Here is a 15,611-nt window from a genome sequence, read left to right as displayed (position 1 = left end):
CCATGAAACGCGCCGTAGTTGTCTTCAGCGGAGGACAAGACTCAACAACCTGCCTGGTGCAGGCACTGGAACAGTATGATGAAGTGCATTGCGTCACTTTTGATTATGGCCAACGCCACCGCGCCGAGATTGACGTGGCTCGCGAGCTGGCGCTAAAACTGGGCGCGGTAGCGCACAAAGTGCTGGACGTTACGCTGCTTAACGAACTGGCGGTGAGCAGCCTGACCCGCGATAGCATTCCGGTACCGGATTACGAGCCGGATGCCGATGGTATTCCGAATACCTTCGTTCCAGGTCGCAATATTCTGTTTTTAACCCTGACGGCGATCTACGCCTATCAGGTTAAGGCCGAAGCGATTATTACCGGCGTTTGCGAGACCGACTTCTCCGGTTACCCGGACTGCCGCGACGAATTTGTTAAAGCGCTGCACCACGCGGTTAGCCTTGGTATGGCGAAAGACATTCGCTTTGAAACGCCGCTGATGTGGCTCAACAAAGCCGAGACCTGGGCGCTGGCCGATTATTGGGGCCAGTTGGATCTGGTTCGCCGCGAAACGCTCACCTGCTATAACGGCATCAAGGGCGACGGCTGCGGCCAGTGTGCGGCCTGCAACCTGCGCGCCAACGGCCTGAATCAGTATCTGGGCGATAAGGCCGGCGTGATGGCGCAAATGAAGCAAAAAACCGGGCTGGGCCAGGGGCACGAAGCTTAAGTTCAACGTCCCCGGTGGCGCTTCGCTTACCGGGGCTACGGATTCGCAGCGTCCCACGGCCGGTAGCCCGGAAAAGGCGCGTCAGGCGCCGCCCCCGGGAAACGACTGGCACGAAGCTTGAGTTCAACGTCCCCGGTGGCGCTTCGCTTACCGGGGCTACGGGTTCAATGCGTCCCACCAGCCGGTAGCCCGGAAAAGGCGCGTCAGGCGCCGCCTCCGGGAAACGACTGGCACGAAGCTTAAGTTCAACGTCCCCGGTGGCGCTTCGCTTACCGGGGCTACGGGTTCGCAGCGTCCCACGGCCGGTAGCCCGGAAAAGGCGCGTCAGGCGCCGCCCCCGGGAAACGACTGGCACGAAGCTTGAGTTCAACGTCCCCGGTGGCGCTTCGCTTACCGGGGCTACGGATTCGCAGCGTCCCACGGCCGGTAGCCCGGAAAAGGCGCATCAGGCGCCGCCTCCGGGAAACGACTGGCACGAAGCTTAAGTTCAGTCCGGTGGCGCTTCGCTTACCGGGCTACGGGTTCGCAACTCTCCGCGGTCCGACTGTTATTAGCGCAAATTCATCTGGTCGAGCTTTTCGCGCAACTCCCCTTCCAGCGGCTGCGCCTTCTGCGTTTTCAAATCAATGCAGACAAAGGTAATCAGCGCATCGGCCACCACTTCACCGTTAGGGTTAAGGGTCACAACCTGACTAAGGGTGCCGCTTTTGCCGTTCAACTGCTCAAGCTTACTGGTCACGGTGAGCACGTCGCCAAGTACCGCCGGGCGACGATAATTGATATTGATATTGACCACCACAAAAGCGATGTTATGGCTGGTCATCCAGTGAAACGCCGGGCTGCTCTCCAGCCCATCCCAGCGCGCCTCTTCGAGAAACTCCAGATAACGAGCATTGTTAACGTGCTGATAAACATCCAGGTGATAACCGCGAACTTTAATTTGAGTCTGCATAGCGCACATGCCTTACTATTATTGTTGTTAATCAGGTAAGAGGTCACACCAGATGATGTAACCTCTTTAGCATGGCAAAGATTTGCCACTGTGCAAACCAACAGGCGAAAATTACAGCGTCAGATGTGACAGATTTCTCTCTACCAGTGAACTGCCCATCCCAGGGACCTGTTTAAGATCGTCGAGAGTCTTAAACGGCCCATATTCTTCGCGGTAGCTGACGATTGCCTGCGCTTTCTTGAGCCCAACGCCGTTCATAGCCTGTGCTAACTCCTCCGCGCTGGCATTATTGATGCTAACCCGCGCGCCGTGGGTATCCGCCGTTTTGGCCTCCTCCGGCATTTTCGTCTGCGGCGCCTGAATAGTTTCTTTTGCCGATGCCGCCTTGCCGCTCGCCGATGCCGCCAGCGCCCCCTGAGAACCCGCCGCACAAGCCAGCAACACGGCGACAATAACCATTTTCATTCCTCTGTTCATGCTGTTATCTCCTTGTTTGTAGACAGCAAGGTCACGATAGCGGCTACAAAAAAGGAGTACAAAAGGCAGATTGCGGAAATGGAAAAGGCCGCGAAAGCGGCCTTTAAGTATTGCATCGCGTTACCTCGTTTTGCGAGGCGGCGCGAAATTATTGCTGCTGGTCGATGATGTCGCCGAGCTTGATTTTGGCTTCTTTACGCAGATTGCTCATCAACGCTTCGAATGCGATTTGCGCATTATTCTGGGTAATACCCTGCACCATCGCTTTCTTCTGCTCTTCTGGCATAGCGCCCGCTTTTACTTCATCCAGCGCCAGCAATACTACGTTGCCTTTAGCATCGCTGCCTACGCCGTAGCTGGCTTTATCTTTCTGCGGCAGCGGCAAAGAGAATGCAGCCTGACTCAGTGGATCCTGGCCGGTACGGGACAGCGTCTGCGCTGCGCCGAAGCTCAGCCCTGCGGCTTTCATCGCTTCATCACCTTTGCCCGCTTTCAGGGCGGCTAACAGTTTGTCAGCATCCAGTTTCGCCTGCTGTTCCGCTTTATTGCGCTTCACGATATCAGTCACCTGCGCTTTCACTTCCGCCAGTGGCTTAACGCTTTCCGCTTTGTGCTCGCTAATGCGTAGAACAAAGGCGCGATCGCCGTCAACGGTAATGATATCGGAGTTACTACCCGGCGCGCCGTTTTCACCCACCAGACCGCCATTAAAGATAGCATCGGCAACCGGCTTGAAGTTCAGCTCCTCCGGCAGGTTGTCACGGCCGAACCAGCCGGTCTCAACCACTTTCAGGCCGGCAACCTGCGCCGCGCCCGCCAGGGATTCGTTATCATTGCTGGCTGCATCGCTAACCTTCTGCTGTAGCGCGTAGTACGCGTCCAGCGCTTTTTCCTGTTTCACTTTAGCCGCGATGTCGTTACGCACATCGGCCAGCGGTTTTACCTGCGCCGGCTGAACATCATCAAGGCGCGCCACCAGGAAGCCTACGGAAGATTTGATCACTCCGGAAAGCTGACCTTTGTCTTTCAGGCCGGCATCTTTGAGCTCAGGCACGGTAGAGGCCTCTTCCATCCAGCCCATATCGCCGCCGTTACGCGCAGAGATGATGTCGGTAGATTTCTCTTTTGCCAGCGTGGCGAAATCGGCGCCTTTTTGCAGTTCGGCGAGCACCGCTTTCGCATCAGCTTCAGTTTTAGTCTGAATCACGCTGTAGCGATTACGCTGCGGCTGAGTGAACTGATCTTTATGCTGGTCATACCATGACTGGATTTCTTCGTCAGAGGCGTTTTCCTGCATGCTGGCGGCATCCATCTTGATGTAGCTCACGCGGAACTGCTCTGGCGCCATAAAACGGGCCTGGTTCTGCTGCCAGAAGGCGTTAATCTCTTCATCACTAACGGTCTGTTTCGCCGCCAGCGCGTTAACGTCGATAGTCGCTTCACGAACCACGCGCTGTTGGGATACCAGCGCCGCCAGTTGGTCGGACTCGCCCGGCAGCATGAAATCGGTACCGGCTACCGCATTGATCAGCTGTTGCGTCGTCAGTTGGTTACGCAGCGCTTGCGCGTATTGATCGGTGGTCATGCCCATTTGATTCACGATGCCGCTGAAGCGCTCGTTATCAAACTTGCCGTTCGACTGGAAGGCCTGGGTCTGGAAGATGGCCTGTTTCACCTGGTCGTCGCTGATGCTCAGGCCCAGTTCACGGGCATACTGATCCAGCAGCGATTCATCGATCAGACGGTTCAGCACCTGCTGACGCATGGTCTTCATGTAGTTTTCGTTGGCCGCCAGCTCGGAGAACTGATCGCCTAGCTGCTGCTGCATGCGGTTACGCTCGCTGGCAACGGCATTTTCAAACTGCGCGCGGCCAATCTCCTGACCATTCACTTTTGCGGCATAGTTGTTGCCGCCGCCAATCAGGTAACCACTCACCCCGGTCAAAATGAACGAGACGATAATGATACCGAAAATAATCTTGAGCACGACGCTGTTGGCGGCCGTGCGTAGGTTGTCCATCATGGTGTAACAACGCTCCGCTGTAGATGACTTTAGCTCGCGCAGCATAGCACGTGATGGCTGCCGCGCGTGAGGACGTATTTTGACAAGAAAACGGGGCAATTGTCAGCCCACAAGTGCGCATAAACACACATAAAGTCGCGTTCTGGACAAATAAAAAAGGCACATCTCGCGATGCGCCCTTGTACTTCGTCACATTCCCTGACGGGAGTGCCGATTAGTTTACCGCGTCTTTCAGCGCTTTACCTGCACGGAAGCCCGGTACTTTAGCGGCAGCAATGGTAATTTCTTTACCTGTTTGTGGGTTGCGACCAGTACGGGCAGCACGCTCTTTAACAGCAAAAGTACCGAACCCTACCAGCGCAACATCATCCCCAGCTTGCAGAGATTCAGTAACAGAAGCGATCAAAGCATCTAACGCACGTCCAGCTGCAGCTTTAGAAATGTCCGCACCCGCAGCAATTTTGTCAATCAGTTGAGATTTATTCACTGTTCTCTTCCTCTCTTTATAATTTATATCGCACCAGAATCCTTCATGGCGCGACCGCGCAGCAGTTATATCAGGACTGTCATGCCCTTACAACAGAGTTGTCGATGACCCCTGCCAGCGATCTAAGTTAGCTACACAAAAAAAGGCTGGCAAGTACGAATTTACTTACCAGCCCCACTTTTCTTAACGCTATTTGCGCGATATCACTATTTTGCGCTTACAACCTGCATGCCAAACGGTTCATTTTGCAGGGCAAGTGTCAGAACTTCCTCGATTCGCTGTACCGGATGAATATCCAAATCGGCGATAACGTTTTCCGGAATTTCTTCAAGGTCACGCTTGTTTTCGTAAGGAATCAGAACAGTCTTAATCCCCCCACGATGCGCCGCCAGCAGTTTTTCCTTCAGACCGCCGATTGGCAGCACCTGGCCGCGCAGGGTGATTTCCCCTGTCATCGCCACATCGGCGCGTACCGGGTTACCGGTCAGGCAGGAAACCAACGCGGTGCACATCGCCGTACCGGCGCTCGGGCCATCTTTTGGCGTTGCCCCTTCCGGTACGTGCACGTGAATATCGCGTTTTTCGTAGAAGTCCGGATTGATACCGAGCTTCTCAGCACGCGCGCGTACCACGGTCAGCGCTGCCTGAATTGACTCCTGCATGACTTCGCCAAGTGAACCGGTATAGGTTAACTTGCCTTTGCCCGGAACGCAGGCGGTTTCGATGGTCAGCAGATCGCCGCCCACTTCCGTCCACGCCAGACCCGTCACCTGACCTACGCGGTTTTCGCTATCCGCGCGGCCATAGTCAAAGCGCTGCACACCAAGATAATCGTGCAGGTTTTCACCGTTAATCTCGATGTGTTTTAGTGACTTATCCAGAAGCAGCTGTTTAACGGCTTTACGGCACAGTTTGGAGATTTCACGCTCCAGGCTACGTACGCCCGCTTCACGGGTGTAGTAACGAATAATGCCGATAATGGCGCTATCGTCGACCGTCAGCTCGCCCTTTTTCAGCGCGTTGCGTTCGATCTGCTTCGGCAGCAGGTGGCGCTTAGCAATGTTCAGTTTTTCATCTTCGGTATAACCGGAGAGACGAATCACTTCCATACGGTCCAGCAGCGGAGCCGGGATATTCATGGAGTTGGAGGTCGCCACGAACATCACGTCGCTGAGATCGTAGTCCACTTCCAGATAGTGGTCGTTAAAGGCCACGTTCTGTTCCGGATCCAGTACCTCCAGCAATGCTGAAGCCGGGTCACCGCGCATGTCGGAGGACATTTTGTCGATCTCATCCAGCAGGAACAGCGGGTTTTTCACCCCCACTTTCGCCATTTTCTGGATCAGTTTCCCCGGCATCGAGCCAATATAGGTACGGCGGTGACCACGGATTTCCGCTTCATCACGCACGCCGCCCAATGCCATGCGCACGTACTTACGCCCGGTAGCTTTGGCAATAGACTGACCCAGCGAGGTTTTACCCACCCCCGGCGGCCCAACCAGGCACAGGATCGGCCCTTTCAGCTTGTTAACGCGACTCTGTACCGCAAGATACTCAAGGATGCGGTCCTTGACTCGCTCCAGACCATAGTGATCGGTATCGAGGATCTCTTGCGCCTGACGCAGATCTTTTTTGACCTTGCTGCGGGCATTCCACGGCACCTGCACCATCCAGTCGATGTAGCCGCGCACGACGGTGGCTTCCGCCGACATCGGGGACATCATCTTCAGCTTTTGCAGTTCCGCTTCGGTTTTTTCTTTCGCCTCTTTCGGCATCTTAGCCGCGTCGATCTTACGCTTCAGCGCTTCGTTTTCGTCCGGGGCGTCATCCATCTCGCCGAGCTCTTTCTGGATGGCTTTCATTTGCTCATTCAGATAGTACTCACGCTGAGATTTTTCCATCTGCTTTTTCACGCGGTTGCGAATGCGTTTCTCAACCTGCAGCAGATCGATTTCAGATTCCATCATCGCCATCAGATATTCCAGACGTTCGTTCACGTCGGACATCTCCAGCACGGACTGTTTGTCCGCCAGCTTAAGCGGCATATGCGCAGCGATGGTATCCGCCAGACGCGCGGGATCGTCGATGCTATTCAGCGACGTCAGCACTTCCGGTGGGATTTTTTTGTTCAGCTTGATGTAGCCTTCAAACTGGCTGATAGCCGTACGCACCAGCACTTCCTGCTCCCGCTCTTCAATGACCGGAGAAGCAAGGTACTCTGCTTTGGCGGAGAAGTGCTCGCCGTTATCAGACAGCGCAGTAATACGCGCACGCTGTAAGCCTTCCACCAGCACTTTCACAGTGCCGTCCGGCAGCTTCAGCATTTGCAAAATTGACGCCACGGTCCCGACGGTGAAAAGATCGTTTACACCCGGCTCATCCGTCGACGCTTCTTTCTGCGCGACCAGCATGATTTTTTTATCATGGTCCATGGCCGCTTCCAGACAACGGATAGATTTTTCCCGCCCTACAAACAGGGGTATGACCATGTGCGGATAAACCACCACATCGCGCAACGGCAATACGGGGATTTCAATGCGTTCAGAACGCTCAGGATTCATAGAGCTCTCTCTTAGTTTAAAGTCCGCCAGGTAGCCGACGACACCTTCATTAACGCGTCGCCGTTAATATGTAATCCAGTATATGGGGATGTATTCCATACATTCAACGGCGGGAACACAGGAAAAATAAAAGGGGGGATAAAATCCCCCCTTTTTGCTTAACTGCTTGTGTCGATTGGCGAATTATTCGCCAGATGCCTGCTGCGCTTCCGGCTTGCCGTAGATCAGCAGCGGCTTGCTCTGACCTTCGATCACCGACTCGTCAATCACCACTTTTTCGACATCTTCCATGGACGGCAGATCGTACATGGTGTCGAGTAGCGCGGCTTCAACGATCGAGCGCAGACCACGGGCGCCGGTTTTACGCGCCATCGCTTTCTTGGCGATCGCATCCAGCGCTTCATCACGGAATTCCAGCTCAGCGCCTTCGAGGCCAAACAGCGCCTGATACTGCTTAGTCAGGGCGTTTTTCGGCTCTTTCAGGATCTGAATCAGCGCTTCTTCACTCAGTTCATTCAGCGTCGCGACAACCGGCAGACGGCCGATAAATTCCGGGATCAGACCAAACTTGATCAGATCTTCCGGCTCGACCTGCGCCAGCAGTTCGCCTTCGCTGGCTTTGTCGGATTTCGCTTTAACCGTCGCGCCAAAACCAATGCCGGAGCCGGTTTCAACACGGTGGGAAATCACTTTGTCCAGGCCTGCGAACGCGCCGCCGCAGATAAACAGAATCTTGGAGGTATCAACCTGCAAGAACTCCTGTTGCGGATGTTTGCGCCCGCCCTGTGGCGGAACAGCGGCTACGGTACCTTCGATAAGCTTCAACAGCGCCTGCTGAACGCCTTCGCCGGACACGTCGCGGGTAATCGACGGGTTATCCGATTTACGGGAAATTTTGTCGATCTCATCGATGTACACGATGCCGCGCTGCGCTTTCTGCACATCGTAATCGCATTTCTGCAGCAGCTTCTGGATGATGTTTTCCACGTCTTCGCCCACGTAACCCGCTTCGGTCAGGGTGGTGGCATCGGCCATGGTAAACGGAACATCCAACAGACGCGCCAGCGTTTCAGCCAACAGCGTTTTACCGGAACCGGTCGGCCCGATCAGCAGAATGTTGCTTTTACCCAGTTCTACGCCATTGCTGGTGTCGCCGTTGCGCAGACGTTTGTAGTGATTGTATACCGCCACTGCCAGCACTTTTTTCGCCTGTTCCTGACCGATAACATAATCGTCCAGATGGTGGCGAATTTCGTGCGGCGTCGGCAGCGCGCTGCGCTCGCGGTGCGGAGCGACTTCTTTAATCTCTTCGCGAATGATGTCGTTACATAAATCAACGCATTCGTCGCAGATATACACGGATGGCCCGGCGATCAGCTTACGCACTTCATGCTGGCTTTTGCCGCAAAAAGAGCAGTACAACAGTTTGCCCGAACCATCTTTGCGTTTATCTGTCATGAGTCCAAACCTCTTCTTAAGTTCTTTGTGCCGCAGATGACGACGCAAATGCCATTCTCAGGCGCAAGTCGCGATCACGCGTTGTGCCGCCCAGTTGTTAAAACAAGTATAGCGGCACCCTTACGCCACGGGCATCAATTACGATGGGTCAAGATGGAATCGACCAGGCCGTATTCCACCGCTTCCGACGCCGACAGGAAGCGGTCACGCTCGGTATCGCGCTCGATCTGCTCAAGGGATTGACCCGTATGATGCGCCATCAGTTCATTCATACGCCCTTTCACTTTCAGAATTTCACGGGCGTGGATTTCAATATCCGTCGCCTGACCCTGATAGCCGCCCAGCGGCTGGTGAATCATCACGCGGGAGTTCGGCAGACAGAAACGCTTGCCTTTCGCCCCGGCGGTCAGCAGGAAGGCGCCCATTGAAGCCGCCTGCCCCATACAGATAGTGCTGACATCCGGCTTGATGAACTGCATGGTGTCGTAAATTGACATCCCGGCGGTGATCACGCCGCCCGGAGAGTTAATGTACAGGTAAATATCTTTTTCTGGATTTTCCGCTTCCAGAAACAGCATCTGCGCCACGATCAGATTAGCCATGTGGTCTTCCACCTGGCCGGTCAGGAAAATAACGCGTTCCTTGAGCAGACGGGAATAGATATCAAAAGAACGTTCACCGCGTGAGGTCTGTTCAATGACCATCGGCACCAGGGCCATATGGGGTGCAAAGTTATCTCGTTCGCCACTGTATGACATTTCCGTCTCCTGGATTAATTTTGAAAAAACCTGCTGCACTGATTGTAACCTTATGGACGGATTATCAGCCAGAGTTTCTATCCGCAGGGCACTGATACGTTGACCTGGTCATTATTCCTGACGCTGCGGATGCAGATACGTCACCCGGTTATGGGGATGGCGCAGCCATAATTCAAGCATAACAACCTTTTGGAGTAACGCTATCACTGAAAATGTGTTTTAGCACTCATCCTAAGCCTATCATTGCAATAAAAAAAACCCGCCGCCTTTCGGCAACGGGCTTTTGCGCGAACTTTAAACAGCCGGGCTAAATTACGCCTGCTGGTTCATCAGTTCGTTGAAGGAAGTGGCTTTTTCAGACACTTTAGCTTTCGCCAGCACGGCTTCAACAGCCTGCTCTTCCAGCGCCACGTTGCGCATGTTGTCCATCAGCTCTTTGTTTTTGCTGTAGAACTCAACCACTTCTGACGGATCTTCGTACGCGGAAGCCATCTCTTCGATCAGGCCTTTCACGCGCTCTTCGTCAGCTTTCAGCTCGTTGGTGCGAATCACTTCGCCCAGCAGCAGGCCAACAACTACGCGACGTTTAGCCTGCTCTTCGAACAGTTCGCGAGGCAGTTCCAGAGCCTGTTTCTCGTTACCGCCGAAACGCTGAGCAGCCTGACGACGCAGTACGTCGATTTCACTGTCGATCAGAGCAGCCGGAACGTCGATGTCGTTCGCTTTCACCAGGCCTTCGATAGCCTGAGATTTAACGCGGTTACGCACGGCGCCTTTCAGCTCGCGTTCCATGTTTTTACGCACTTCCGCACGCAGACCTTCAACGGAACCATCTTCAACGCCGAAACGCTTGATGAATTCAGCAGTCAGTTCCGGCAGCTCGCGTTCTTCAACTTTTTTCAGGTTGATAACGAACTTAGCGGCTTTACCTTTCAGGTTTTCAGCGTGGTACTCTTCCGGGAAGGTCACGTCGATGGTGAACTCTTCGCCAGCTTTGTGGCCTTTGATACCGTCTTCGAAGCCCGGGATCATACGACCCTGACCCATCGCCAGTACGAAGTCAGACGCTTTACCGCCTTCGAACTCTTCGCCGTCTACAGAACCGGTGAAGTCGATGGTAACGCGATCTTCAGCGTCAACAGCGCCTTCTTTTTCTTTCCAGTTCGCCTGCTGCTTACGCAGGGTGTCCAGCATGCCGTCAACGTCAGCGTCGGTGACTTCAACAACCGGTTTTTCAACTTCGATTGCGTCCAGACCTTTCAGCTCAACTTCCGGATACACTTCGAACTCTACCGCGTAGGTGAAGTCTTCGCCCAGCTTGTATTCGCCCGGAACATAGTTCGGCGCGCCGGCCGGATTAATTTTCTCTTTGATGATCGCGTCAACGAAATGACGGCTCATCAGGTCGCCCAGCACGTCCTGGCGAACGGAAGCGCCATAACGCTGAGCAACAACATTCATCGGCACTTTGCCTTTACGGAAGCCGTCAATGCGAACTTTTTTCGCTACGTTGACCAGCTCGCTTTTGACAGCATTCTCGATGCTGTCAGCGGCGATAGTAATCGTTACACGGCGCCCAAGGCCCTGAGTGGTTTCAACTGAAACTTGCATCTTGTTACCTCAAAAAAATCACAGTGCTCGGTCAACTCTGGAAGCGCGAGTAGGTGGCTTCGCAGAACCGGGATGCCCTCTTCAAATCAGAAACACATTCCCTGTCGTCAGAATCATCCCGAAGACATTCATATATAAGACGCGGCATTATAGCGGCATCACTTTTGTGAGTCGAGAACGGTTGTCACCCACTGCTGCGGCGTTTTTCACATTTCCCGCTCAAATTTGTCTGCAAAAGCGCGAACTTTGCGCATTTTCCAGGCAAAAGAAAACGGCCCGCAGGCCGTTTTTGCTAAATCTTCACGCAACATACTGGAAAAGCGCCAGCGGTTGCAAATGTGATTTTTACGCGATGCTACCCGCTCCGCGGCATGGCGGAGAGGCAAAGACGGTATCCTGTAGCCCTTCCCACTCTTTAATCGTGTAAGTATGCAGCGCCAGCGCGTGCACGGTGCTTGACAGCTCCTCGGTCAACGTACCGTAAATCATACGATGACGATTAAGGAAACGTTCGCCGGTGAAGCGGTCGCTCACCAACACCACTTTAAAATGACTTTCAGAGCCCGCAGGGACGTTGTGCCGATAGCTTTCATCCACGACTTCCAGATACATCGGGTCGAACGCTGCTCTAAGTTTTGCTTCGATCTGCTCACGTATCATCATGAATTTTCTCCTCCGACAACGCTGAGATGCCGCCTTTCCCTTTAAATGTTAGCCGCTTTTACCGCTTCCATTGGCAGAAAACAACAAAAAATTAGCATTCCTCTGATATTTTCACGCAAAAGTATCAGGTTTACTGATGATGAATGCTAAATCTCCCGGCCAAATCGCCACCGGAAATGGGACGAGGTCATAAAACGCACAACACGATGATTTTCCACTCGTAGCCACTTCCCCTCGCCGTTGGCGATGTTATGATGGCGGGAATTTTCCTTAAACACCCTAACTACTTCGAGTTGCAGAAAAAAGCGCCCGCGATTCCCCGCGGCGTCTGAAACCTGAATTATGACGGGTATAACAACACCGTGCGTTGAGACCCTGAACATGCTGAAGAAAATTCTATTCCCGTTGGTCGCGATGTTTGCACTCGCAGGATGCGCCACCCCGCCGACGACCATTGAAGTATCGCCGAAAATCACCCTGCCGCAGCAGGATCCGAGCCTGATGGGCGTTACCGTCAGCATCAACGGCGCAGACCAGCGTACCGATCAGGCGCTGGCGAAGGTCACCCGTAACAACCAGCTGGTTACGCTGACCGCCTCTCGCGATCTGCGCTTCCTGTTGCAGGAAGTGCTTGAGAAGCAAATGACGTCGCGCGGCTACATGATTGGCCCGAACGGCGCCGTCGACCTGCAGATCATTGTTAACAAGCTGTATGCTGACGTCTCGCAGGGCAACGTGCGTTACAACATCGCCACTAAAGCGGATATCGCCATCATCGCGACCGCCGCTAACGGCACCAAGATGACCAAAAACTATCGCGCCAGCTACTCCGTTGAGGGCGCTTTCCAGGCTTCCAACGAGAACATTGCGAACGCGGTTAATAGCGTGCTGACCGATACCATCGCCGACATGGCGCAGGACACCAGCATTCACGACTTCATCAAACAAAACGCTCGTTAATAAAATAGCAGACCCGGTATCATACCGGGTCTGCTCTATATGCCATGTCCAATCACTACTTGCGTATTTTTCAGCAGCCCAAATCAGCTATTTTGCTGATCCTTGGCTTTGCTTCTGGTTTACCTCTCGCGCTGACCTCCGGCACGCTGCAAGCGTGGATGACCGTTGAAAATATCGATTTAAAAACTATCGGCTTCTTTTCTCTCGTCGGTCAGGCCTACGTATTTAAGTTTTTGTGGTCGCCATTAATGGACCGCTACACGCCGCCATTTTTAGGCCGCCGCCGCGGCTGGCTGCTGACGACTCAGCTTGCGCTGCTTATCGCCATCGCCGCGATGGGCTTTCTTGAACCCGCAACGCAGTTGCGCTGGATGGCGGCGTTGGCTGTGGTTATTGCTTTTTGCTCCGCATCGCAGGATATCGTCTTTGACGCCTGGAAAACCGACGTCCTCCCGGCGGAAGAGCGCGGCGCCGGTGCGGCGATAAGCGTGCTCGGTTATCGTTTGGGAATGCTGGTTTCCGGAGGGTTAGCGCTCTGGTTGGCCGACCGTTGGCTGGGCTGGCAAGGTATGTACTGGCTGATGGCCGCGCTGCTTATTCCTTGTATTATCGCCACGCTGCTGGCGCCGGAGCCCAGCGACGTCATTCCGGTGCCTAAATCGCTTGAGCAGGCCGTCGCCGCGCCGTTGCGCGATTTCTTCGGTCGCAACAACGCCTGGCTTATTCTGCTGTTAATTGTCCTTTATAAGCTCGGCGATGCCTTCGCCATGAGCCTGACCACCACTTTCCTTATTCGCGGCGTCGGTTTTGATGCTGGCGAAGTCGGAATGGTGAATAAAACGTTGGGCCTGTTCGCCACCATTGTCGGCGCACTCTACGGCGGCGTGCTGATGCAGCGCCTGACGCTGTTCCGCGCCCTGCTGATCTTTGGCTTGCTGCAGGGGGCCTCCAACGCCGGATACTGGATCCTCTCGGTCACCGATAAACACCTTTATTCGATGGCGGCGGCGGTATTTTTTGAGAACCTGTGCGGCGGGATGGGCACCGCGGCGTTTGTTGCGCTGTTAATGACGCTGTGTAACAAGTCGTTTTCCGCCACTCAGTTTGCGCTACTGTCGGCGCTGTCGGCGGTGGGTCGCGTTTACGTTGGGCCGATTGCCGGCTGGTTTGTCGAAGCGAACGGCTGGCCGACGTTTTATCTTTTCTCCGTCGTTGCCGCCGTGCCGGGGATTTTGCTCCTGCTTCTGTGTCGCCGTACGCTGGAATATACCCAACGCACGGAAAGCTTCTTGCCGCGCACGCAATACCCTCAGACTTACGCCCTGGCGCTGCTTATCCTGGCGGTAGGTTGCTTAATGCTGGCGATATGGCTGCTGCTGTTGGCGATGAACGCGCTGGATTACACCTCTTTCTCCTTCCTGCCTGGCCTGCTGGAAGTCGCCGCGCTGACCGCTATCGGTGGTATTTTGCTCGGCGCGATTCTGGACTATATGGCGCTACGCAAAACGCAGCTGATTTAATTTTCGCCAAACCGTTAATAGCCGTTTTAATTACCCGAGGTAATTATAACGGCTTATTAGCGATTTTATTTTCCCTGGGAGCTGATTTGTTGTTTTGTGCGTTTTAGATTTCTGGAAATTATTGACAATTTTTACGCGATTCTTTAATTAATTTAACCGATTCAGCAGCGTTACTTTATTTTAACGTTTTCTTTATGTCTTTTATTTGATAATTAATTGTTAATTATTTGTGTTATTTTAACCATGTTTATACCCGTATCCTCATAAGCATTCCCTTTCTTATCCCTTTCGTTATAGATCCAGCGTAAATCAGGCTTTGCAAGCAATTACGTCACATTCCGTAACATATGTGACAATCCAAGCAGAACCCGCTAACACAGAACTGACACAGATCCAATCGTGTTTACAGTAATGCAACCTTACCGTAAAATGCCCATACACTTTAAACGCCACCAGATCCCGTGGAATTGAGGTCGTTCAATGAGACTCAGGAAATACAATAAAAGTTTGGGATGGATGTCATTAATCGCAGGTACTGTATTACTCAGTGGTTGTGATTCTGCGCTCCTTGACCCAAAAGGACAGATTGGACTGGAGCAACGCTCTTTGATTCTGACGGCATTCGGCCTGATGATGATTGTCGTTATTCCCGCCGTCTTAATGGCAGTAGGATTTGCCTGGAAGTATCGCGCGAGCAATAAAGATGCGAAGTATAGCCCGAACTGGTCACACTCCAACAAAGTTGAAGCTGTGGTCTGGACGGTTCCTATTCTGATCATCTTGTTCCTGGCCGTTCTGACCTGGAAAACCACTCACGCTCTGGAGCCAAGCAAACCGCTTGTCCACGACGAGAAAGCAATCACCATCGAAGTTGTATCGATGGACTGGAAATGGTTCTTTATTTACCCGGAACAGGGTATCGCTACCGTCAACGAAATCGCCTTCCCGGCGAACGTACCGGTACACTTTAAAGTCACTTCCAACTCCGTGATGAACTCGTTCTTTATTCCGCGCTTAGGTAGCCAGATTTATGCGATGGCCGGGATGCAAACTCAGCTGCACCTCATCGCTGATGAAGCAGGCACTTATGACGGTATCTCCGCAAGCTATAGTGGCCCGGGCTTCTCTGGTATGAAGTTCAAGGCTATCGCCACCCCGGATCGTGCAACCTTCGATCAGTGGGTAGCAAAAGCGAAACAGTCCCCGAATTCCATGGACTCCATGGCTGCATTCGACAAAGTGGCTGTGCCTAGCGAAAACAACAAAGTGGAATACTTCTCTAACGTGAAACCGGATTTGTTCAAAGATGTTGTTAACAAATTCATGTCTCACGAGAGCATGAACATGTCTAAACCTGAAGGCGAGCACGCTGCGCACGAAGGGATGGAAGGCATGGACATGAGCCACGCGGAAACCGCTCACTAAGGG

The 15,611-nt window shown here is 53.4% G+C and carries 13 protein-coding genes; 4 read left to right on the top strand and 9 right to left on the bottom strand.

Going from position 1 to position 15,611, the window contains the following annotated elements; translation table 11 throughout:
• Positions 1 to 2: 2 nt before the first annotated feature.
• The gene (queC, locus tag AC2CGP_RS10450) at positions 3 to 713 is read left to right on the top strand and encodes a 7-cyano-7-deazaguanine synthase QueC (protein WP_015704596.1); all 711 of its coding nucleotides are present in this window, start codon (positions 3 to 5) and stop codon (positions 711 to 713) included.
• Between the two features lie 550 nt (positions 714 to 1,263).
• On the opposite strand, the gene AC2CGP_RS10445 is transcribed toward queC, so the two are convergent.
• The 9 genes from AC2CGP_RS10445 to bolA form a co-directional block, all read right to left on the bottom strand.
• Positions 1,264 to 1,665: a YbgC/FadM family acyl-CoA thioesterase gene (locus tag AC2CGP_RS10445; RefSeq protein ID WP_020079469.1), complete on the bottom strand. Its 402-nt coding sequence runs from the start codon at positions 1,663 to 1,665 to the stop codon at positions 1,264 to 1,266.
• Positions 1,666 to 1,776: 111 nt separating this feature from the next.
• Positions 1,777 to 2,142 (bottom strand): helix-hairpin-helix domain-containing protein, encoded by a 366-nt coding sequence (locus AC2CGP_RS10440; protein ID WP_047053320.1) that lies wholly within the window; start codon positions 2,140 to 2,142, stop codon positions 1,777 to 1,779.
• 148 nt (positions 2,143 to 2,290) lie between these two features.
• Positions 2,291 to 4,165, bottom strand: coding sequence for a peptidylprolyl isomerase (gene ppiD / locus AC2CGP_RS10435; protein WP_015704592.1), 1,875 nt, complete (start codon positions 4,163 to 4,165; stop codon positions 2,291 to 2,293).
• A 214-nt stretch (positions 4,166 to 4,379) separates the two neighbouring features.
• Positions 4,380 to 4,652 carry a nucleoid-associated protein HU-beta gene (gene hupB, locus AC2CGP_RS10430; RefSeq protein WP_002444653.1) on the bottom strand — a complete coding sequence of 91 codons (273 nt, stop codon included), beginning with the start codon at positions 4,650 to 4,652 and terminating at the stop codon, positions 4,380 to 4,382.
• Positions 4,653 to 4,858: 206 nt separating this feature from the next.
• Positions 4,859 to 7,213: an endopeptidase La gene (lon, locus tag AC2CGP_RS10425; RefSeq protein WP_015367948.1), complete on the bottom strand. Its 2,355-nt coding sequence runs from the start codon at positions 7,211 to 7,213 to the stop codon at positions 4,859 to 4,861.
• A gap of 183 nt (positions 7,214 to 7,396) precedes the next feature.
• Positions 7,397 to 8,671 carry an ATP-dependent protease ATP-binding subunit ClpX gene (clpX, locus tag AC2CGP_RS10420; RefSeq protein WP_015704591.1) on the bottom strand — a complete coding sequence of 425 codons (1,275 nt, stop codon included), beginning with the start codon at positions 8,669 to 8,671 and terminating at the stop codon, positions 7,397 to 7,399.
• A 134-nt stretch (positions 8,672 to 8,805) separates the two neighbouring features.
• Positions 8,806 to 9,429, bottom strand: a complete 624-nt coding sequence (clpP, locus tag AC2CGP_RS10415) for an ATP-dependent Clp endopeptidase proteolytic subunit ClpP (protein WP_003021624.1) — start codon at positions 9,427 to 9,429, stop codon at positions 8,806 to 8,808.
• 312 nt (positions 9,430 to 9,741) lie between these two features.
• A complete protein-coding gene (gene tig, locus AC2CGP_RS10410; RefSeq protein ID WP_015367952.1) occupies positions 9,742 to 11,040 on the bottom strand; it encodes a trigger factor in 1,299 nt (432 codons plus the stop codon).
• A 345-nt stretch (positions 11,041 to 11,385) separates the two neighbouring features.
• On the bottom strand, positions 11,386 to 11,703 hold the full coding sequence (gene bolA, locus AC2CGP_RS10405; RefSeq protein ID WP_015367954.1) for a transcriptional regulator BolA: 318 nt from the start codon (positions 11,701 to 11,703) through the stop codon (positions 11,386 to 11,388).
• 381 nt (positions 11,704 to 12,084) lie between these two features.
• Between bolA and AC2CGP_RS10400 the strand changes: the two genes are divergently transcribed.
• From AC2CGP_RS10400 to cyoA, 3 genes are all read left to right on the top strand, one after another.
• The gene (locus AC2CGP_RS10400) at positions 12,085 to 12,663 is read left to right on the top strand and encodes a lipoprotein (RefSeq protein ID WP_213759356.1); all 579 of its coding nucleotides are present in this window, start codon (positions 12,085 to 12,087) and stop codon (positions 12,661 to 12,663) included.
• 44 nt (positions 12,664 to 12,707) lie between these two features.
• Positions 12,708 to 14,183 carry a muropeptide MFS transporter AmpG gene (ampG, locus tag AC2CGP_RS10395; protein WP_015367956.1) on the top strand — a complete coding sequence of 492 codons (1,476 nt, stop codon included), beginning with the start codon at positions 12,708 to 12,710 and terminating at the stop codon, positions 14,181 to 14,183.
• Positions 14,184 to 14,663: 480 nt separating this feature from the next.
• Positions 14,664 to 15,608 (top strand): cytochrome o ubiquinol oxidase subunit II, encoded by a 945-nt coding sequence (cyoA, locus tag AC2CGP_RS10390; protein WP_015704588.1) that lies wholly within the window; start codon positions 14,664 to 14,666, stop codon positions 15,606 to 15,608.
• Positions 15,609 to 15,611 lie beyond the last annotated feature (3 nt).

It is taken from the genome of Klebsiella sp. SYXHC3 (genome assembly GCF_057196925.1).
This window is presented reverse-complemented; position numbering and strand designations above follow the sequence as displayed.

What these genes read in the sequence shown, in the direction of transcription:
- queC (WP_015704596.1), top strand. Translation starts at nt 3, where the DNA reads ATGAAACGCGCCGTAGTTGTCTTCAGCGGAGGACAAGACTCAACAACC.
- AC2CGP_RS10445 (WP_020079469.1), bottom strand. Translation starts at nt 1,665, where the DNA reads ATGCAGACTCAAATTAAAGTTCGCGGTTATCACCTGGATGTTTATCAG.
- AC2CGP_RS10440 (WP_047053320.1), bottom strand. Translation starts at nt 2,142, where the DNA reads ATGAACAGAGGAATGAAAATGGTTATTGTCGCCGTGTTGCTGGCTTGT.
- ppiD (WP_015704592.1), bottom strand. Translation starts at nt 4,165, where the DNA reads ATGATGGACAACCTACGCACGGCCGCCAACAGCGTCGTGCTCAAGATT.
- lon (WP_015367948.1), bottom strand. Translation starts at nt 7,213, where the DNA reads ATGAATCCTGAGCGTTCTGAACGCATTGAAATCCCCGTATTGCCGTTG.
- clpX (WP_015704591.1), bottom strand. Translation starts at nt 8,671, where the DNA reads ATGACAGATAAACGCAAAGATGGTTCGGGCAAACTGTTGTACTGCTCT.
- clpP (WP_003021624.1), bottom strand. Translation starts at nt 9,429, where the DNA reads ATGTCATACAGTGGCGAACGAGATAACTTTGCACCCCATATGGCCCTG.
- tig (WP_015367952.1), bottom strand. Translation starts at nt 11,040, where the DNA reads ATGCAAGTTTCAGTTGAAACCACTCAGGGCCTTGGGCGCCGTGTAACG.
- bolA (WP_015367954.1), bottom strand. Translation starts at nt 11,703, where the DNA reads ATGATGATACGTGAGCAGATCGAAGCAAAACTTAGAGCAGCGTTCGAC.
- AC2CGP_RS10400 (WP_213759356.1), top strand. Translation starts at nt 12,085, where the DNA reads ATGCTGAAGAAAATTCTATTCCCGTTGGTCGCGATGTTTGCACTCGCA.
- ampG (WP_015367956.1), top strand. Translation starts at nt 12,708, where the DNA reads ATGTCCAATCACTACTTGCGTATTTTTCAGCAGCCCAAATCAGCTATT.
- cyoA (WP_015704588.1), top strand. Translation starts at nt 14,664, where the DNA reads ATGAGACTCAGGAAATACAATAAAAGTTTGGGATGGATGTCATTAATC.